This is a genomic window from Hymenobacter siberiensis (genome assembly GCF_018967865.2).
In the GTDB taxonomy this organism is placed as follows: domain Bacteria; phylum Bacteroidota; class Bacteroidia; order Cytophagales; family Hymenobacteraceae; genus Hymenobacter; species Hymenobacter siberiensis.
Window position 1 is genome coordinate 927,814 of the sequence record NZ_JAHLZY020000001.1, and the last position, 18,610, is coordinate 946,423.

Genomic DNA, 18,610 nt, shown 5'->3' on the forward strand with positions numbered 1-18,610 from the left:
TTTGCCGGCTCTTCCTGTATGGACCCAACTGTTTCCCAAACCATCCCCGAAGTCATTCGGACCGTTCCGCTCCAGTACTACGTCTTTTTCGCCTCGGCCCTGTTTGCCATCGGTGTCACGGGCGTGCTGGTGCGGCGCAATGCCATCATCATCTTCATGTGTGTGGAGCTGATGCTCAATGCCGTGAACATCCTGCTGACGGCCTTTTCGGCCTACCGCTCCGACCCCAACGGCCAGATTTTCGTGTTCTTTATCATGGCCGTGGCTGCTGCCGAAGTCTCGGTCGGCCTGGGCATCATCGTCATGATTTACCGCAACTTCCAGACCACCGACGTCAACCTGCTGAGTAGGCTAAAATGGTAAATGAGCAAGTGAGTAAATGAGTAACGGCTACCGGCCGCTACCTCGATTTGCTCATGTCCGCACTCGTTTACTTACTTACTCAGTTACTTACTCAGTTACTTACTTATCAATGGAAACCGTTCTTCCCGGCGCCAACGCCCCTTACCCCACGCTGCTCTACGTTCTCATTCCGCTGTTGCCCTTCCTGGGCTTTCTGCTGAACGGGCTGCTGAACCGGAAGCTGTCCGGCACCGTGGCCGGCCTCATTGGCAGCGCCACGGTGCTGGGCTCGTTCCTGATTTCGCTGGTGCTGTTCCTGAATTTTCAGTACCAGTACACCGTGCAGCTATTCGAATGGATTTCGGTGGGCTCGCTGCAGATTCCGTTTCAGTACCAGATTGACCAGCTCAGCCTGATAATGCTGCTATTGGTGACGGGCGTGGGCTTCCTGATTCACGTCTACAGCATCGGCTACATGCACCACGACGAGAACGTGGGCAAGTTCTTTAGCTTCCTGAACCTGTTCATTTTCAGTATGCTGCTGCTGGTGATGGGGGCCAACTTCGTCATCCTTTTTATCGGCTGGGAAGGCGTGGGCTTGTGCTCTTACCTGCTCATCGGCTTCTGGAACAAGAACACCGCTTACAACAACGCCGCTAAAAAAGCCTTCATCATCAACCGTATTGGTGACCTGGGTTTTCTGCTTGGTATCTTTCTTATTTACCTCACCTTCAACTCGGTGCAATACGCCGAGGTGTTCCAGAAGGCCAGCCTTGGCCAGTTTGGTACGTATGGCGTGGGCATTTGTACGGCCATCACGCTGCTGCTGTTTGTGGGCGCAATGGGCAAATCGGCGCAGCTGCCGCTCTATACCTGGCTGCCCGATGCCATGGCCGGCCCCACGCCGGTTTCGGCCCTTATCCACGCCGCTACCATGGTTACGGCTGGCATCTACATGGTGCTGCGGGCCAATGTGCTGTTCACGCTCTCGCCCGATACGCTGCAGGTAGTGGCCATTGTAGGCGCGGCCACGGCGCTGTTTGCCGCCACCATTGGCCTGGCCCAGAACGATATCAAGAAAGTGCTGGCTTACTCCACCGTTTCGCAGCTGGGCTATATGTTCCTGGCGCTGGGCGTGATGGGCTACTCCACGGCCCTGTTTCATGTGCTCACCCATGCCTTCTTCAAGGCGCTGATGTTCCTCGGGGCCGGCTCGGTTATTCATGCCATGAGCAACGAGCAGGACCTGCGCCGCATGGGCGGCCTGCGCAAGGCATTGCCCATCACCTTCCTCACGTTTCTGATTGGCTGCCTGGCTATTTCGGGCATCCCGCCGTTTTCGGGCTTCTTCTCCAAAGACGAAATCCTGGCGCACGCCTTTGAGCACAACAAAGTGCTGTGGGCCATGGGCTTGCTCACGGCATTCCTCACGGCTTTTTACATGTTCCGCCTGCTGTTTCTGGCTTTCTTCGGCGAGTTCCGGGGTACTGCGGAGCAGAAGCATCACCTGCACGAATCGCCCGCTTCGATGACTTTTCCGCTCATTGTGCTGGCCATTCTGGCGGCTGTGGGTGGTTTCATGGGCGCGCCCATGTTCACGGGCGGTCACCACTATCTGGCCGAGTATCTGGCTCCGATTTTCACCTACTCGCAACGGCTGATGCCCGAGGTTTTCTCGGCCGAGCTGGACAAGGGGACTGAATACATGCTGATGGGCCTCTCGGTAGGGGCAGGTTTGTTGGGCATCATCCTGGCTTATGTGATGTATGTGGCCCGCGCCCAGCGCCCCGCCGAAGACGAGGCCCAGCGTTCGGCCCCCGAGAGCTTGGTGTACCACAAATACTACATCGACGAACTGTATAACAACCTGTTCACGCGGCCCGTTATGGCACTGTCGATGGGGTTGTACAAGTTTGTGGAAAACGGCGTTATTAACCCTGTGGTGGGTGTTTTTGGCCGCGCTGTGAATGGCGGCGGCCAGCTGCTGCGCTACGTGCAGACCGGGGCCGTTGAAACCTATCTGATACTGATGGTTGTGGGTATTGTGCTGATTCTGGGGCTGAATTTTGGCCGGTTCTAAAGCTGGAATTCGCTTGGTATTTTTTGGGAAAGCCGCCTGTGAAAACAGGTGGCTTTTTCTGTAATAACCGGTCGGCTGGCCGGCTAAAAAATGGCCCTATTTAAGTGAATGAAACTTTTGATGGCTGGAGAAAGCCAAATATTTAGTTTGGCAAGTGCCTGATTTATAAAATATTTATGTTTTAATAATTAGGACTTGCAGGGTTAGGATAGCAACTTTTTTAGCTAAAAGTGGTATAGGACAACATCTGAAGCAACGTGGGCCGACTGGCTCGCGGCGAATGATACATCTATCTCCAAACCTAAAACTTATGGCCTCAAAACCTAATCTCCTACGTGGCCTCGCCTTGGGAGCAGTCATGCTCGGCATGGCAGCTCCGGGTGCTCAAGCCCAAACCGCCGACCGCAAAACGGCGCTGAGTGCAAACATCGGTTTGCTGCAGTACAGCGGCAACATGGGTTCCGACTTCTGGAACCGCTCCGGCAACGACCTGTCGGTGGGCGGCGGCGGCACCATCACGCGTTACCTGTCGCCATCGTTCGACGTGGCTGTGCTAGGCTACTACGAAACTTACAAGTACAGCAGTGAGCTGTACACAGGCTCCAACTTTGAGGCCCGTATCGGCATGGTGGACCTGGGTCTGAAGCTCAAGCTCAACAACGGTAAGATTCTGAAAGAAGACGCCTTCATTCAGCCTTACCTGATGGGCGGCGCCGGCATGTTCCTGGCCAACAGCTCGGGCCAGGTTTCCGGTAAAGGCTTTGGGGTTACGCAGATTCGTCGGCCCGAGGTATTTGGCCTGGCCGGCCTGCGCTTTCGTCTGAGCGCTGCTGTGTATCTGGACCTGACTACCAGCCAGCACTACCCCTTCACCGAGCGCGTAGACAACTTGAGTAGCCCCAGCGATAAGCTGTATGACCGGTTCCTGTTGCATCAGGCCGGTATTACGGTGGCACTGGGCAAGATGCAGGACGAGGACAAAGACGGCGTTTCGGACAAGAAGGATAAGTGTCCCGGCACCCCGGCCGGCGTAGCCGTTGACCCCAATGGCTGCCCGCTCGACAAAGACGGCGACGGCATTCCCGACTACCAGGATAAGTGCCCCGACGTGAAAGGCGTGGCCGCCCTGCAGGGCTGCCCCGACCGTGACGGCGACGGCGTGACCGATGCTGACGACGCTTGCCCCGATACCCCCGGCAAAGCTGAGCTGAAAGGCTGCCCCGATTCCGACAACGACGGCGTAATCGACCAGAACGATAAGTGCCCCAACACGCCAGCTGGTGTGAGCGTGGATGCCAATGGCTGCCCGCTTGACCGTGACGGCGACGGTGTACCCGACTACCAGGACCGTTGCCCCGACCGTGCCGGCCCCGCCAGCAACAAAGGCTGCCCCGAGATTAAGGCTGAAGCCAAGAAAATCCTGAACGAAGCCACCAAGTATATCAACTTCGATTTCAACAAGGCTACTCTTAAGGCCTCGTCGTATCCGAAGCTGGAGCAGATGGTGCAGATTATGAACGACTACCCGGACTACAGCCTCAGCATTGCCGGCCATACCGACAGCAAAGGCGCTGATAACTTCAACCTGGGCCTGAGCTACGAGCGTGCCAACGCTGCCCGTGCCTATATGCTGAGCAAAGGCATCCCGGCCGACCGTATTGAGGCTCGTGGCTACGGCGAAACCAAGCCGATTGCCGACAACGCTACGGCTGCTGGCCAGGCGCTGAACCGTCGGGTTGACTTCGACCCCTACCTCACCGGCGAAACCAATGCCGCCGAAGTGAAGTATGGCGCGGCGCCCACCATCACGGAAATTAAGGCTGCCGGCAAGCCCGTACCGACCCGTGCTAACAAAGTAGTGCCCAAGAAAGCACCTGCTAAGAAGGCTCCGATGAAGCGCAAGTAGATTGCCCTCGTGGCAAGCGCTAACTAGAAAGGCCCGCTCGATGAGAGCGGGCCTTTTTTGTGTTTATATCGAATGTTTATATCGAATACGTTGCGGATAGATAATATAATCCGCCCACGCTTGGGCCGCCGAGGTAAGACACATAATACCGGTTGAGCAGGTTGCTGGCACCCAGCTTGAAGCGTAGGTTGGGCGCGGGCACGGAATAGCTGAGCTGAGCGTCGAGGGTGTGGTAGGCCGGCACGGTACCGTTCACCAGAAAAGTCTGGGAGTAGTAGTCCTGCTGCCAGCGGTAGTTGAGGCCGAAACCGAAGTTCTTGTAGGCGTTTTCGTTGCCCAGGCTCAGGTTGCAGGCCCAGCGCGGGGTGTTGAAGCCATCTTCGAGGCCGTCGCCGTTTTCGGTGCGGTCGAGGCGGGTATAGGTGGTGTTGGCCCCCACGAGGTAGCCACCGGGCAACTCGTAGCGCAGGCCCAGCGAGCCGCCATAGTTATACACCTGGCTCTGCGAGTTGGTCCAGAGGCGGTAGCGGGCCTGGGTAGGTGCCGGGCCGGTGAGGTTCGTGTTATTGAGCGCCGTGGCGATGGCGTTAAGGTCAGCATTGGCCGGCAGGGGTGCGCCGCCGCCGGAAGCTACCGGCACGTAGGCCTCTACCTGCGCAATAAAATCGCGGTAGGAATTATAGTAAAAATCGACATCGGCCAGCAGCCGGCCGCCCGGCCCGAAAGTAGCCTTGTAGCCGGCCTCCAGCGAGCGTATGTGCTCGGGTTTGATGTAGGTGTAAGGGTTTTTCACCAGCAAGCCCTGGCTGGCGGCAATGGCCTGGGCGCGCGTCTGGCCCGGCGTGCCGTTGATGCCCGCCGTCACGGCCGCGTTGAAGCGGTCGATACTGCTGCGCAGGTAGCTGTTCTCAAACACGCCATCCGACATCACCCGCAGCCCGCCAATGCGCTTCACCTGCCCGCTGTTCACATTCGAGAAGCCCTCGAACAGGCTCGGGAATCGGTAGCCGCTCTGATAGCTGAGGCGGAAGTTCTGGCGCGGCGTGGGCGAGAGTACGGCCGTGAAGCGCGGGTTGATTTTCAGATTGAAATAGTCGTTTTTATCGGCCCGCAGCGTGGCCGTGAGGCGCAGCTTCTCGGCGAAGAACCGGCCGCCGGCCTGCACAAAACTGCCCGTTTTGGAGTAGGTCAGGTTGTCATTGAGTGGGTCTTTGCCGGGGTTGGGGTTGATGAAATAGTTGCCGTCGGGCACCACGATGTAGGTGCGGTGGTCGGCCCCGGCCAGCAGGTCGAGGGTGGCGGGCAGGTGCGCGCCGCCGCGCCGCAGGGCTTCGGCCAGGTTGGCTTGGGCCTCGGCGTGCAACAGGCTGGCCCGCACGCGCAGGGCCGCGCCCACGTCCCAGTTGTTCACGTCCTGCAGCTGGCTGAGGCGCTGGTTGAATGCCGTAGTACCGGGTTGGAGGCGGCCGGCATCGGCGGCGGCTCGGGCACTGGCCAGGGCCTGGGGCACGGGCTGGCCGCCGGCCGTGGCCGCGTTCCAGGCCGTGGCAAAGTCGCCGTACCAGGCATTGTCCGGCTTGTAGCTGCGGTCGATGTTCTCGCCCATCGAGCGCAGGTTGTAGCTGCGGCCGGTATTTTCCCGGGTGAAGTAGGCGCGGGCCTGCACCACGGGCGTGGTCAGGCTCAGAGCGTGCTGCTGCAAGCGGTAGTCCTGCAGCCGGAAGCGGTTGGAGCGCTGGTATACATTGTCGAAACCGGCTACGCGGTAGGTGTAGGCCAGCTCCGTGCCGGGCCGGAAGCGGTAGTGCAGCGCCGCGTCGGCCTTCAGGGTCTGCAGGTTGTAATCGACCAAATCCCGCTCGTCGTAGCCGGTGCGGGCCACCGAGTAGCTCTTGCCCCCCAGTGTGAGGTTGCGGCGGTCCGACGACTCGTTGCCGTAGCGGTTCACTTGGTCCTGGGCCGGGTTGCTGGCCCCAAACAGGCCGGTGGTGGCGTTGCCGTTGGGGTTGATGTCGGTCTGGTCGTGGGCCACCCAGTCGTAGCCGCGCAGAAAAGTGCCGTTCATCTTGAGCGCCAGCTTATCGGCCACCAGCACCCTGGCGTAACGCAGGCTGGTTTCGGAGAAGATTTTGGCCCCGCTATACGGGTCGCCAACGTGGTTGACGCCGGTTTTCTGCTGCACGCTCAGGCCCTCGGAGCTGAAGGGGTTTTTCGTCCGGAAGTTGGCTAGCCCGTTGATGGCGTTCAGCCCATAGAGAGCGGCGGCCGTGCCGGGCACAATCTCCACCGCCATGATATCCAAATCGCTCGGCCCCAGGATATTCCCAATCGGCCCGCCGATGTGCGGGGCCTGGTTGTCCACGCCATCCACGAGCTGGGCAAAGCGCACGTTGGTGGTGTTGGTGAAGCCCCGAGCATTTATCACCTTGAAAGCCAGGCTGGGCGTAATCACCTGCACGCCTTTGAGGTGCTCAATGGCATCGAAAAACGACGGTGCGGGCGTGAGCCGCAGCGCCCGCGCGTTGAGCTTTTCCACCGTCACCGGCGACTGCAAAAAGCCCTCCTCGACTTTGGAAGCGGATACCACTATTTCCTCCAAATCAACTTTCTGGTGGGTCGTATCGGCCGGAGCTATCTGCTGGCCCTGCGCGGCAAAAACGGGTAGCCAGGCCGCCGCAAACAGCACCGGGTGGGGGCCAAAGAGTAAACAGGAACGCATAAAAACAAACGTTATATCCGTAAATATATAACGGATTGCTGCCTGCCAACTACTCGTGCAGTCGGTTTGTTTCGCGCGCCATGAATTCCTGAAAACGGGCTTGCAGGGCCTGGAACTCCACAATGGCGGCCTGGCCGGCGGCCGTCACCACTGCCCCGCCGCCTTTGGAGCCGCCGGTTTGGGTGCTCACCAGCGGGGTGGTAGCCTGCGCGTTCATGGAGCTCACCAAATCCCAGGCGCGCTTGTAGGACATGCCCATGGCCTGTGCGGCCTTCGAGATGGAGCCCAGCGCGGCAATGTGCTCCAGCAATTCCAGCCGGCCGATGCCGAGGAACCGGCCGTCGTCGGTTTCGAGCCAGAGGCGGCCGTTGAGGCGATAGGAGTGGGTGGGCCGCAGCAGGGATTTCATCCGGCAATGATACACGCAACGGCCCCTTGCCGGAGCCATGCTACAGCAGTTGCTGCATCTGCCGGGTATTTTCCACCCCCACGGCCCCCGATGCCGTTGCTATCTTTCGGCTATACCCGTTAGCCCCGGCTTATTGCGTATTGTTACCGCCTATGAAAAAAAGCGGCACAATCTGGTTACAGGCCGCTGTGCTGATGGCGTTGGCCCGAACAAGGCAGCATTTTTCGGCTTAATGGTTTCAGATTAACCTTCCTTCTCCCAATGTCAGTAATTGATAAAATAGCCTGGCTGCACCTGCGCGATGGTGCGGTGCTGAGCACCCGCAGCCACGGTAAAGACCGGTATTACTTCCCCGGCGGCAAGCGGGAGCCCGGCGAAACCGATGCCCAAACGCTGCTGCGCGAAATTGAAGAGGAGTTGACCGTGGCCCTCGACCCGGCCAGCCTGGTGCACGCCGGCACGTTTGAGGCCCCCGCCCACGGGCACCCGGCGGGCGTGCTGGTGCGCATGGCCTGCTACTACGCCGGCTACAGCGGTACGCTGCAGCCGGCCGCCGAAATTGCGGAAGTAACGTGGCTGACTTACCGGCACCGCGCCCAGGTATCGGCCGTAGACCAGTTGATTTTTGACTGGCTGCAAGCGCAGGGGTTACTGGCCGAGTGAGGCAGCAGCAAGCTGAGGCGTAACCAATTCGGCATCAGGGAGTAAAAATAGAAGCCCTGCTGCGCCCCCATCCGGCCGCACGGGCTCACTTATTTCTCCGCTATGATGTCAAAAAATGCGCCGCTATTGCTGGCCGGCCTGGGCCTGCTGGCCGCCTGCGCTGGACCCAGCAAACAGGAAAAGCAGGAAGCTGCCGTCAACACGCCGGCCCAAACTGTGACCACGCCCATGGCCGACTCCGTGTACCTGCCCGCGCCATACGCCACCAAATCCGTTTCCAACCGGGTGAATATTCAGCCCTGGCCGGCCGGTAAAACCCCCGTGGCCCCCGCCGGCTTCACGGTGGCGGAGTATGCCGGCCAGCTGGATGGCCCGCGCTGGCTGTACGTGGCCCCCAACGGCGACGTGCTGGTGGCTGAAGCCAGTACCATTGCCATGAGCGTGCCCCTCAAAATAGTGGCCGCGCTGAAGCTCGACAAGTCCCGCTCATTGCGCGACCACAGCGCCAACCGCATCACCCTGCTGCGCGATACCAACCACGACGGCATTCCCGACTTGCGCACCACCTTCCTGGCCAACCTGAACCAGCCGTTTGGGATGCTGATTATGGGTAACTATTTCTACGTGGCCAACACCGATGGCGTGCTGCGCTTCCCGTACCAGCCGGGCGCTACCAAAATTACGGGCACGGGCCAGCGCATTCTGGGCCTGCCCCAAGGCGGCTACAATAACCACTGGACCCGCAACCTGCTGGCCGCGCCCGACGGCTCCAAAATCTACGTAACGGTGGGTTCGGCCAGCAACGTGCAGGAGCACGGAGCCGAGGAAGAAGTGCGCCGCGCCAACATTCTCCAGATAAATCCCGACGGCACGGGCGAAAAAGTATTTGCCAGCGGCCTGCGCAACCCCATTGGCCTGCAATGGCAGCCCGGCACCGGCAAGCTCTGGGCCGTGGTGAACGAGCGCGACGAGCTGGGCGATGAGCTGGTGCCCGACTACTTCACCAGCATACAGGAGGGCGGCTTCTACGGCTGGCCCTACTCGTATTTCGGCCAGAATGAAGAGCCCCGCCGCAAAAACGAGCGGCCCGACCTGGTGAAAAAAGCCCTGGTGCCCGATGTAGCGCTGGGGGCGCATGTGGCGGCCCTCGGCCTCGCATTCTATGACAAGGACGCTTTCCCCGCCCGGTACCACAACGGGGCGTTCATTGGCGAGCACGGCTCTTGGAACCGCAAGCAGTATTCGGGCTATAAGGTTGTGTTCGTGCCCTTCGCCAATGGTCGGCCCGGCCAGCCGGAGGATTTTCTGACCGGTTTCCTGGCCGGTGGCGATTCGGGGGATGCCTACGGCCGGCCGGTGGGCGTGGCCACGCTACCCGACGGCTCGTTGCTGGTGGCCGACGACGCCGGGGATAAAATCTGGCGCGTGCGTGTGGCCAAGTAGCCCATTCAAATAGGCGCTAAAAAGCACGTCATGCAGAGCGGAGCAGCTTTACTGCAATAGCATGGTTACTGTTGCAGTAAAGCTGCTTCGTTCCGCTCTGCATGACGTGCTATTCGGATAGGTGCCAAGTAAGCCTCAGTTCGCGGCGGGAAAGGGCTTTTGGTAATACAGCCGGGGCGTTTTGATAATGCCCCAATGGTACATTATTGCGGTGTTTATATCCGAGCTGCGATAGTCGGTAAGCGGTTCCCAGCTCATGAGGGGGCAGTCGGAGGGCAGCAGCACTACCGGCGCGGCCGACTGGGCCAGCGTGGCGAATTGCTGCCGCTCGCAGGTGTTGAAATCGCGGGCCCGGGGCTTGTCGGCCACCGTGAATATGGCTGCGAAAACGGCCATGGCCGCCGCGTAGCGCCGCCGGGCCACGGCTGGCAGGTGCGTAAGCAGGTAGTAGCCCGACAAGGCAAAGCAGCCAATCATGCCCAGAATAATGGGTAGAATGCTGTCGCGCCGGATAACGTTTTCCCGGTAGGCGCGGTAGCCACCCAATGGCAGCAGCAGGATGTATACCAGCGCAAACACGCCCAGCCATTGCAGCGCCCGCTGGGCTTTGGCTCCCAGTGGCGTGCGTACGGAGCGGGTTATTAGCCAGGCATTAACCAGCAGCATGATGAGCAGCAGAGGCAATCCCAGCTTGCCCGTGAGCTCATCGTAGACCCCAAAGGGCAACCGGGCGTAGCGCTCGGGCAGGGGAATAACGGCCCACTCGTTTTCGGAATTATTCCGACCAATGTAGAGCGAATACAGGCTCAGGGCGCTGAACAGGACAAACAAGCTGACCTTGCGCCAGGGCAGCGCCCCCACGGCCACCGTGGCCCGCCGAAACCAGCCCAGGCCACTAGCCAGCGTGGCAAAGTGCCCGCGCCAGGCCAGCAGCAGCGCCGTGGGGCACACCAGCAGCACCACGGCCGGAATAATCGGCCCGTTCAGGGCCAGTACCACCACCAGCCCCAGCAGCCCCGCATATTCCAGCGCCGACAAGCGCAACGGCGTGCCATGCAGCGCCGCCCGCAAAAACGGCAGAAAAAACAGCAACAGCAGGCTCATGGGCAGCGCATAGAAGGCCGCGTACGTCACCGACCAGTCGATGACGCCCATCTGGCCGCCGTAGCCCTCGGCCTGCAAAAGCGGGGTAATGAGGACTGCCGCCAGTAGAAACCTGCGGCACAGCACGTTGCGGGAATTGCTGATGACCACGGCCAGCACGTACACCAGCAGCGTGTGCACGGCCAGCTTCAGCAGGGCGCCCGCCGCGTACACGCTGTCGAGGGGGCTGAGCGCGCCTTGCAGCAGCAGGGGTACGCGCCGGAAATACTCATGCAGGAGCAGGTGCGCGAAAAACCGGTTGGGGGCCGGGTAGCGCTCATGCCCCAGCAGCGCCCGCAGCCCAAACGGGTCGTGCAGCACCGTGCTGTAGGCCTTGCCCGGTAGCACAATGGCCGCGAGGTCGCCATCGAGGGGAAACTGAAAATATTGCCAGCCGGAGTACGCTAAATCGCCAATCAGAAAAAGGAGCAGGAGATAATGCCAGTTTCGCTTCAGCATACGGCGCAATTGGGGTAGAACGAGCCCGGCCACTGCGGCCGGGCCGGGCCAAATTTACACCAGGCCGGGCCGGCAAACCCTGGAATCTAGGCCAGGCTGCGACTGATGCCCATTTCCAGCCCGCGCAGCTCGGCCAGCTCGCGCAGGCGGCCGATGGCCGAGTAGCCGGGATTGGTGTGCTTGTGCAGGTCGTCGAGCATCTGGTGGCCGTAGTCGGGGCGCATGGGCAGGCTCATGTTGCGTCGGCGCATGGCCTGGATGAGCTCGCGCATCACGGCGTACATAATCCACGTCGCCTTCGAGGTGGTTGGCTTCGTAGAAGTTGCCATCGGCATCGCGCTGGGTGCTGCGCAGATGGATGAAGTGGATACGGTCAGCAAACCGGCGTATCATGGCGGGCAGGTCGTTATCGGCCCGCACGCCAAACGAGCCGGTGCAGAAGCACAGGCCGTTGGCCAGCGAAGGCACGGCGGCCGCCAGGGCGGCCACGTCTTCGCCGGTGCTCACCACGCGGGGCAGGCCCAGAATGGGGTAGGGCGGGTCGTCGGGGTGAATGGCGAGGTTGATGCCGGCCCGCTCAGCCACCGGCACAATTTCCTGCAGAAACAGAATCAGATGCTCGCGCAGCCGGGCCGCGTCGACGCCGTCATAAGCATCCAGCGCCTGCTGGAATTGCTCCAGCGTGAAGCTCTCCTCACTGCCCGGCAGGCCGGCGCTTCAGCAGCAGCGTATCGAAGGTCACAAAGGCCGCTTTACCGAAGCGCAGGGCGCGGGAGCCGTCCCCGACTTCGTAGGCCAAATCGGTGCGCGTCCAGTCCAGGACGGGCATGAAATTATACGTCACCGTGTAGATGCCGCAGGCCGCCAGGTTGCGCAGCGACTCTTGGTAATTGATGATATAGTGCTGAAAATGGCCGGTGCGGGTTTTGATGCTTTCGTGCACGGGCACGCTTTCCACCACGCTTCACGTCAGGCCGGCGGCGCGGATAATTGCTTGGCGCTGCTGGATTTCAGCCCGCGTCCATACCTCCCCGTTCGGGATGTGGTGCAGGGCCGAAACAACGTCGGTCGCGCCGGTCTGGCGGATGTCGGCGAGGCTTACGGGGTCGTTCGGGCCGTACCAGCGCCAGCTTTGGATAATGGGCATTGTAGGGGAAGAATTTGGGGGTTTACCAGAACGTCATGCCGAGCGCAGCCGAGGCATTTCGCGTGCCATCACTAATCAATGACGTTGAAACGATTGGATTACTATTGCACGCGAGATGCCTTGGCTACGCTCGGCATGATGTTCTTTTTTCGTTCAAAATAAACGGACTAGACGCCGCTGTAGGCATTAAAGCCGCCATCCACTACTACCGTCTCACCGTTCACAAACCGCGAGGCGTTGCTGAGCAGGTAAATCAGCGTGCCGGTCAGCTCCTCCGGCTCGCCGAAGCGCTGGAAGGGCGTGTGGCTGATAAACTTGGTGGCCCGCTCGGTGTGCGAGCCGTTGGCGGCGATGAGCAGGTCGCGGTTTTGCTCGGTGAGGAACACGCCCGGTGCGATGGCATTCATGCGGCTGCCGCCGCCGTAGCGCAGGCCCAGCTCGGTGGCCATCCAGGGTGTGTAGCCCAGCACGCGGGTGAGGGGCCGCTGTGCGGTGATGGAGGAAATATTAACGATGGAGCCCGTGCCCTGGTCGGCCATCACGTGGCCGAAAACGGTGGTCGGAATCACGGTGCCGAACAGGTTCAAATCAACGGCCCGGCGCGTGTCCTCGATGCCCACGTCGAACAGGTCCTGGCCGGGGCCGACGGTGGCGCCGGGCATATTGCCGCCGGCCGCATTCACCAGCCCATCAATGCGGCCCCAGGTGCTCCTAATGGTGTTGCAGGCGGCGTTCATCTGGCCGGTATCCAGCACGTCGCCGAGGATAACCAGCGCCTCGCCGTCCACGGCCCGGATGGCGGCGGCGCGCGCCTCGGTCCGCTCGGCGTTGCGGCCCAAAATGGCCACTTTAGCACCGGCCTCTGCCACGGCCAGCGACATCGACGCGCCCAGTACGCCGGTGGCCCCGGTGATAACGACGACTTTATCGGCGAGCAAGAATTGGGATAGGAAAGGCATAAGGTGTTGATATGTAGAAGTTGATGCTGGTCTGGTCTGACCGCCCTAGGGCGGTCAGACCGGGGCGGCGGCAGTTATGGCAGCAGCTCCAGCGCGCCCTCCAGCCGGATATCATCCGAGGCGCTGCCCACCATGAGGTTGAATTTGCCGGGCTCGGCCTGCCACTTCAGCTTGGCGTTGTAGAAGGACAGCTTGGCTTTGTCGATGGTGAAGGTCACGGTTTTGCTTTCGCCGGGTTTAAGGCTGATTTTGCGGAAATCCTTCAGCTCCTTGAGCGGGCGTACTACGGAGGCCACGGGGTCGCGGAGGTATAATTGGGCCACTTCTTCGCCAGCTGTTTTTTCGGTGTTGGTGAGGGTGAAGCTGACCCACCCTCGCTCGCCGCGTAGCGCAGCCGATGGCCCGCCGCCACGCGGCAAGCGAGGACCACTGAAACCGTGTGGTTTGGCCGTAGCTTGCGGCCGGCGTACTGGCAACGCTCCGCCTCCCGCCGGGAAGTTCCATCCAGTAAATTCCCTGCTTCGCTTTGGCACAACATCAATCAAATCCCCCGCTCCGCCCTGGGGCCGTGCCGGCCCCCATCGTGCTGGCCGGGGCCACCGGCGACCTTGGCTTCCGCATTGCCCAAGAGCTGCTGAAGCGTGGTGCAGCCGTGCGGGCGCTGGTGCGGGTGGGCAATATCAAGCCGGAAGTCACGGCCCTGCAGGACCTGGGGGCCGATATTGTACCGGTTGATTTCAACAGCGTCACGGCCCTCACCAAGGCCTGCGCGGGCGCGGCCTGCGTGGTGTCAGCCCTGTCGGGGCTGCGCGAGGTGATTGTGGGCACCCAAAAGCGCCTGCTCGACGCGGCCGTGGCGGCCGGCGTGCCCCGCTTCATCCCGTCGGATTACTGCATCGATTACACCAAGCTGCCCGCCGGCTCCAACCGCAATCTCGACCTGCGCCGCGAGTTCAATCAGCGGCTCGACCAGGCCCCCATCCACGCCACGTCCATCCTCAACGGCATGTTCACCGACCTGCTCACCGGGCAGGCCCCCGTGGTGCTCTTCGGTCTGAAGCGGGTGCTTTACTACGGCGATGCCGACCAGCCGCTCGACTTCACCACCACGGCCAATACCGCCGAGTTCACGGCCGCCGCCGCCCTCGACCCCACCACGCCCCGCTACCTGCGCGTGGCCGGCGAGGTAGCCAGCATCCGGGGCCTGCAAAAAGCCGCCACTGCCGCCACCGGCACTCCCTTCAAACTGTTGCGGGTGGGCGGCCTGTGGGTGCTGGGCACGATGATAAAAGTGACCAAAACCCTCATGCCGACCTCCGACGACGTGTTTCCGCCCTGGCAGGGCATGCAGTACCTGCACAACATGTTCACGGGCAGGCCCAAGCTCACCCCGCTCGACAATGCCCGCTACCCCGAAATTCGCTGGACGCCGGTGCGCGAAGTACTGGCTGCCCGCAAATAAAAACCGCCCCCGCTCCATCCGTTTCCGGGCGGGGCGGGGGCGGCCAAAAACCCCGGGCTTCATCAGCCCCGGGCGGCAAACACTATTCTACCACCAGGCGGGTGGTCTGGGTCAGGGTGCCGGTCTCCAGCTTCACCAGGTAGATACCCGAGGCGAGGTTCTGCAGGGGCAGGCTCTGGCTTTGCAGGCCGGCGTTCTGGCGTACGGCCGAGAACTGACGTACCGACTGGCCCATCAGGTTCTGCACCGTGATGGCGGCCGTAGCCGTAGCGGGCAGCTCGTACGATACGCTGGCCGTTCCCGAAGCGGGGTTCGGCGAAACGGCCATTTTCAGGATAGCTGCGCTGGCCGACTGGGTAGCCGTAACGATAGAAAACGAATAAGCACCGCTCTGGTCGTTGAAGCGAACGGTGTAGCGGCCAGCCGGGGCTACCGGGATGTTGGCACCATTGTACGTAACAGCGGCGGGGGTGCTGGTCGGGAACGCCGTTGAGCCCCAGCTGTTAGCCCAGAGGTTGTCGGCGCGGAACTTCATCTCGTTTGTCGAGAATTGCATGGTAATCGTCCAGTCGTGGCCGCCGGCCACCGTCCGGGTCATCGCAATAGAGTTGTCCCAGCCGGTAGCTGCACCGGTTGGGCTCGTAGCCGTGCCGATAACACCGATGGTGCCGTATGACGCCAGTTGTGCCATCGAAACGGTGGCCGAGAACAGGAAAGCCAGCAAAAAGCCGAACTTAAGCGTAGATTTTTTCATATGGGTAATGGTTGAAAATGTTGGTTGGGAATTGTGCACCAAAAGTAAGTCGGAATTGTGTTTTATTGTACCCGGCGTGATACAAAAATTTTGGCCTGAATGAGCAATGCTATGCTAAGATATATTCCGTCAACCTATCTCACGGCCCGAAAGTAGTTGGCTTACATACCTTCTCAGGGCCGTTTGGAGGAGGTACAAACGTTTGCACTTTGGAGGGGCTTTTGCCAATAAAATATTGCTATCCGGCAAAATAAAAAGGCCGTTTTCTGAATTTTTGCTCGAATTGTGTGCGCTGTCAAGCGAAATTGCCTCACGGTGCTGCCGCAAAGAGCCCTCCCCGCCGCCTGCCGCCAGCCTGCCCGGTGGCTGCTGGTAGAAAAAACCAGCAGCTTCACCTGCATTGGCGTAAGCTCACAAACGTGTGCCGGGAATGCCGGGGCAGTGCCTCCCGGTCCCGCGCGCTGCTTGCCAATGCCTTGTGTCCGGGACGCTTGCTGCTGTGCGCCAATGGTGGCACTACTCCGCTATAGTGTCGGGCACGCGCTACAAGCGTGCGTCATTGTGGAGAGGCGTGCGGCCAGCCGGCAACTTCTGCCCCCGCAACGCAGTATCTCTGTATAAACGGCAAACCAGGCTTTACTGCCTTCTTAATTCTCCCGCTTATGAGCAACGTGCACATTTTTTCCGCCGATACGGAAGCCACCCTCTGGCAGGAGGTAGCCGCTAATATTACCCAGGAAGGCAACTTGTTCGACTACACCGCCGAGTTGATTCAGGACGGCTACCACATGCAGCTGGATATCGAGATTGACCTGGGCGGCGGCTTCGAGGGCGGTTTTCAGAGCACTCGAATGGCCGCCCTGGTGCCCAACCATACCCCCCTGCACTTTGCCCTGCACGAGCAGGACTGGCTGCACGAGTTGGGCAAGCTGCTGGGCATGACCGATGTGGAATTGGGCGACCCGGAGCTGGACGCCGCCTTCATCATCACCACCAACGATGTGGCCGCCCTGCGCGAGCTGCTACTGCCCGATGCGGCCCTGCGCCAGACCCTGCTGCGCCACCAGCAATGCCGCCTCACGCTGGCGCCCGCCTCCCACGAGGCCGGTGCCAACGTGTACCTCACCTTCACCAAGGAAACGGCCCTCACCGACCCCGCCGAGCTGCGGGAGGTTTACCACGCGCTCTATACCCTGCTGCGGAAAATAGCCCCACTGCCGCACCCCACCATGTAGGGTCGCCTTACGCTTTCCTGATAGTTGAACTCCCGAGTACAATATCTACGCCAATCGCAGCCACCCAACCCCGCTCCTGCGCGCGCCAGGCGCTACTCCCGCCCCGGCCTCTTACCCGCCCCCCCGCCAGCTACGCCCGCCGCTGAAGAAACCTGAGCTTCTGTGTAACTTAGCTTTGGAAGCAGCATCGTTTCACTCCGTCATCCAGCATCTGCCCGTTATGGCTACCACACTCGTTTTAGAGCCAACCAACGATTCCGACCTGCACTTGCTGTTGAGCCTGGCGCAACGGCTGGGCGTAAAAGCCACCGCCACGCCTTCAGTCGCCGTTATTTCGGAAGAAGAGCGGCGGCGGCGCTTTTTGGCGCTGGCAGGTTCCTGGCAGTCCGACGAAAGTGGGGATGAAATCAATAAGATGCTCACGGAATCGCGGCACTTCCGCGACCGCGATGTAGAGCTATGAGTTTCTACCTGCTGGATACTAATATCTGCATTCATTTCACCAAAAACGAATACGGCATTGTCGAAAAGCTGGATAGTATCGGCTTTGATAACTGCTTCATCAGCGAATTGACAATCGCCGAAATGCTGTACGGCGTAGCCAACAGCGCCCCAAACAAACAGGCCGCTAACCGACAGGCCTTGAATGAGCTTCGTATTGCGTTCGAAGGGCATATACTGCCCATTGCGGACTGCTTCGAATACTACGCCGCCGAGAAAACCCGCTTGCGTCGCGCCGGCCGCCCTGTCGATGATTTCGACCTGATGATAGGCTGCACGGCTCTCCGGCACGACCTCCTGCTGGTTACGCGCAATACCAGGCACTTCGCTGATATATCGGGCTTGGTGCAGGAAAACTGGATTGACAATCCATAAGTCGCCCCCCCGCCGCCCCGCCCGCTGCCCCCGCCGCTGGAACGATACCACCGCTTCTGCGCCACAGTAGCCCCAACCGCCGCCTTCACCCCCAACGCCCCCGCCCGCTGCCCACGCCGCTGGAACGATACCACAGCTTCTGCCTCACGGCCGCCGCCCGCTGCCCGCGCCGCTGAGAGAAACTGAAGCTTCTATGTAGCTTGCTCCTGCTTTCTACCAAGATTTACTTTCAAGCATATTCGTGGTTACCGGAATACTAAAGCTGTTCAGCTCATTAGTGCTTAATGCTTTTGCGCATTATAATTTCAGCAATAGGATTGAATATGCTAAGCTCAGATTGAGATGGCATAAGCCTCCCGAAGTCAAACGTATAGTTGATGGGTCAATATGCATACGGCAGACATTCGTTTTATCGCTGAAAACCAGCCTGAATAGGCAAAGCGTTATCAAAAAGAGATTTAATAATGAGAAACTAGGTTACACTATTCATGATGGTGTCATCTGGCAGGCTGCCTACAAATTCACTAATGTAATAAGTGTGAGGTCAGCTGACTACCTTTCAAAAGGCAGTATTGGGTGCTGGCTTGGGCATTATTCGATTTGGACAGAAGCAGTTAGTCGAAAGCTTGAGTATTCAATGATTTTTGAGGATGATATAATCCTTGCTGAAAATTTTAACAGCGAGCTAAACCATGCATTGAAATTGGTACCTTCTGATTTTGATATATTATTTCTAAATTCCGGGAATAATTACCCGCATAATAAACGTGTTATTATAAATGGACAAGCCTTCATTCCATATCAAATTAGAAATGGGGCTTACGGATACATCGTTAGCTATAATGGTGCAAGAAAACTTTTAAACATGGTTCCAACTGTACAAGTGACACGAGGTGGCGTAGATTCTGCAATTGGCTCGTTAATTCGCGATAGGCGGATTCTTGCATATCACTTTAATGAGCCACTATGCTGGGTTGATTACTCATTTTCCAGTTCTACCAAATTTAGATAGC

The 18,610-nt window shown here is 59.8% G+C and carries 16 protein-coding genes and 1 pseudogene; 10 read left to right on the forward strand and 7 right to left on the reverse strand.

Features of this window, described 5'->3' with window-relative positions:
• Window positions 1–18: 18 nt before the first annotated feature.
• The 3 genes from nuoK (at window position 19) to KQ659_RS21675 (ending at window position 4,328) form a co-directional block, all read left to right on the forward strand.
• Entirely contained in the window at window positions 19–363 is a 345-nt protein-coding gene (nuoK, locus tag KQ659_RS03990) for an NADH-quinone oxidoreductase subunit NuoK (RefSeq protein WP_168673615.1), read from the forward strand.
• Between the two features lie 109 nt (window positions 364–472).
• Window positions 473–2,422 (forward strand): NADH-quinone oxidoreductase subunit L, encoded by a 1,950-nt coding sequence (gene nuoL, locus KQ659_RS03995; protein WP_216690201.1) that lies wholly within the window; start codon window positions 473–475, stop codon window positions 2,420–2,422.
• 310 nt (window positions 2,423–2,732) lie between these two features.
• On the forward strand, window positions 2,733–4,328 hold the full coding sequence (locus tag KQ659_RS21675; protein WP_269808171.1) for an OmpA family protein: 1,596 nt from the start codon (window positions 2,733–2,735) through the stop codon (window positions 4,326–4,328).
• 76 nt (window positions 4,329–4,404) lie between these two features.
• On the opposite strand, the gene KQ659_RS04015 is transcribed toward KQ659_RS21675, so the two are convergent.
• Together KQ659_RS04015 and KQ659_RS04020 are read right to left on the reverse strand one after the other, a co-directional pair.
• Window positions 4,405–7,047, reverse strand: a complete 2,643-nt coding sequence (locus KQ659_RS04015; protein ID WP_216690200.1) for a TonB-dependent receptor — start codon at window positions 7,045–7,047, stop codon at window positions 4,405–4,407.
• 49 nt (window positions 7,048–7,096) lie between these two features.
• The gene (locus KQ659_RS04020) at window positions 7,097–7,456 is read right to left on the reverse strand and encodes a winged helix-turn-helix domain-containing protein (RefSeq protein WP_216690199.1); all 360 of its coding nucleotides are present in this window, start codon (window positions 7,454–7,456) and stop codon (window positions 7,097–7,099) included.
• 261 nt (window positions 7,457–7,717) lie between these two features.
• Here KQ659_RS04020 and KQ659_RS04025 point away from each other — a divergent pair, with 261 nt between their 5' ends.
• Both KQ659_RS04025 and KQ659_RS04030 read left to right on the forward strand, forming a co-directional pair.
• Complete coding sequence (locus KQ659_RS04025) at window positions 7,718–8,119, forward strand: NUDIX hydrolase (protein ID WP_216690198.1); 402 nt, start codon at window positions 7,718–7,720, stop codon at window positions 8,117–8,119.
• Between the two features lie 105 nt (window positions 8,120–8,224).
• Entirely contained in the window at window positions 8,225–9,562 is a 1,338-nt protein-coding gene (locus tag KQ659_RS04030; RefSeq protein ID WP_216690756.1) for a PQQ-dependent sugar dehydrogenase, read from the forward strand.
• Window positions 9,563–9,697: 135 nt separating this feature from the next.
• On the opposite strand, the gene KQ659_RS04035 is transcribed toward KQ659_RS04030, so the two are convergent.
• From KQ659_RS04035 to KQ659_RS04050, 4 genes and pseudogenes are all read right to left on the reverse strand, one after another.
• The gene (locus KQ659_RS04035; RefSeq protein ID WP_216690197.1) at window positions 9,698–11,164 is read right to left on the reverse strand and encodes a hypothetical protein; all 1,467 of its coding nucleotides are present in this window, start codon (window positions 11,162–11,164) and stop codon (window positions 9,698–9,700) included.
• 86 nt (window positions 11,165–11,250) lie between these two features.
• A pseudogene (gene uxuA, locus KQ659_RS04040) lies at window positions 11,251–12,311 on the reverse strand (mannonate dehydratase).
• Window positions 12,312–12,478: 167 nt separating this feature from the next.
• Window positions 12,479–13,270: an SDR family oxidoreductase gene (locus tag KQ659_RS04045; protein ID WP_216690196.1), complete on the reverse strand. Its 792-nt coding sequence runs from the start codon at window positions 13,268–13,270 to the stop codon at window positions 12,479–12,481.
• A gap of 74 nt (window positions 13,271–13,344) precedes the next feature.
• The gene (locus KQ659_RS04050) at window positions 13,345–13,689 is read right to left on the reverse strand and encodes a fibronectin type III-like domain-contianing protein (protein WP_216690195.1); all 345 of its coding nucleotides are present in this window, start codon (window positions 13,687–13,689) and stop codon (window positions 13,345–13,347) included.
• A gap of 149 nt (window positions 13,690–13,838) precedes the next feature.
• On the opposite strand from KQ659_RS04050, the gene KQ659_RS04055 reads away from it, so the two are divergent.
• Window positions 13,839–14,732 (forward strand): NmrA family NAD(P)-binding protein, encoded by an 894-nt coding sequence (locus KQ659_RS04055; protein WP_226929823.1) that lies wholly within the window; start codon window positions 13,839–13,841, stop codon window positions 14,730–14,732.
• Window positions 14,733–14,814: 82 nt separating this feature from the next.
• Here KQ659_RS04055 and KQ659_RS04060 read toward each other — a convergent pair whose 3' ends face one another.
• The gene (locus KQ659_RS04060) at window positions 14,815–15,486 is read right to left on the reverse strand and encodes a T9SS type A sorting domain-containing protein (protein ID WP_216690194.1); all 672 of its coding nucleotides are present in this window, start codon (window positions 15,484–15,486) and stop codon (window positions 14,815–14,817) included.
• 662 nt (window positions 15,487–16,148) lie between these two features.
• Here KQ659_RS04060 and KQ659_RS04065 point away from each other — a divergent pair.
• The 4 genes from KQ659_RS04065 (at window position 16,149) to KQ659_RS04080 (ending at window position 18,609) form a co-directional block, all read left to right on the forward strand.
• The gene (locus KQ659_RS04065) at window positions 16,149–16,721 is read left to right on the forward strand and encodes a hypothetical protein (RefSeq protein ID WP_216690193.1); all 573 of its coding nucleotides are present in this window, start codon (window positions 16,149–16,151) and stop codon (window positions 16,719–16,721) included.
• 220 nt (window positions 16,722–16,941) lie between these two features.
• Window positions 16,942–17,184, forward strand: coding sequence for a hypothetical protein (locus KQ659_RS04070; RefSeq protein ID WP_216690192.1), 243 nt, complete (start codon window positions 16,942–16,944; stop codon window positions 17,182–17,184).
• Complete coding sequence (locus KQ659_RS04075) at window positions 17,181–17,597, forward strand: type II toxin-antitoxin system VapC family toxin (RefSeq protein ID WP_216690191.1); 417 nt, start codon at window positions 17,181–17,183, stop codon at window positions 17,595–17,597. Before KQ659_RS04070 ends, KQ659_RS04075 begins: the two co-directional genes overlap by 4 nt.
• 241 nt (window positions 17,598–17,838) lie before the next feature.
• Window positions 17,839–18,609: a glycosyltransferase family 25 protein gene (locus KQ659_RS04080; protein ID WP_216690190.1), complete on the forward strand. Its 771-nt coding sequence runs from the start codon at window positions 17,839–17,841 to the stop codon at window positions 18,607–18,609.
• Window position 18,610: the final 1 nt, after the last annotated feature.

Coding starts and splice junctions, on each gene's coding strand:
- KQ659_RS04030 (WP_216690756.1), top strand. CDS start 8,225: ATGTCAAAAAATGCGCCGCTATTGCTGGCCGGCCTGGGCCTGCTGGCC.
- KQ659_RS04070 (WP_216690192.1), top strand. CDS start 16,942: ATGGCTACCACACTCGTTTTAGAGCCAACCAACGATTCCGACCTGCAC.
- KQ659_RS04025 (WP_216690198.1), top strand. CDS start 7,718: ATGTCAGTAATTGATAAAATAGCCTGGCTGCACCTGCGCGATGGTGCG.
- KQ659_RS04075 (WP_216690191.1), top strand. CDS start 17,181: ATGAGTTTCTACCTGCTGGATACTAATATCTGCATTCATTTCACCAAA.
- KQ659_RS04045 (WP_216690196.1), bottom strand. CDS start 13,270: ATGCCTTTCCTATCCCAATTCTTGCTCGCCGATAAAGTCGTCGTTATC.
- KQ659_RS21675 (WP_269808171.1), top strand. CDS start 2,733: ATGGCCTCAAAACCTAATCTCCTACGTGGCCTCGCCTTGGGAGCAGTC.
- KQ659_RS04060 (WP_216690194.1), bottom strand. CDS start 15,486: ATGAAAAAATCTACGCTTAAGTTCGGCTTTTTGCTGGCTTTCCTGTTC.
- KQ659_RS04020 (WP_216690199.1), bottom strand. CDS start 7,456: ATGAAATCCCTGCTGCGGCCCACCCACTCCTATCGCCTCAACGGCCGC.
- KQ659_RS04035 (WP_216690197.1), bottom strand. CDS start 11,164: ATGCTGAAGCGAAACTGGCATTATCTCCTGCTCCTTTTTCTGATTGGC.
- KQ659_RS04065 (WP_216690193.1), top strand. CDS start 16,149: ATGAGCAACGTGCACATTTTTTCCGCCGATACGGAAGCCACCCTCTGG.
- nuoL (WP_216690201.1), top strand. CDS start 473: ATGGAAACCGTTCTTCCCGGCGCCAACGCCCCTTACCCCACGCTGCTC.
- KQ659_RS04015 (WP_216690200.1), bottom strand. CDS start 7,047: ATGCGTTCCTGTTTACTCTTTGGCCCCCACCCGGTGCTGTTTGCGGCG.
- nuoK (WP_168673615.1), top strand. CDS start 19: ATGGACCCAACTGTTTCCCAAACCATCCCCGAAGTCATTCGGACCGTT.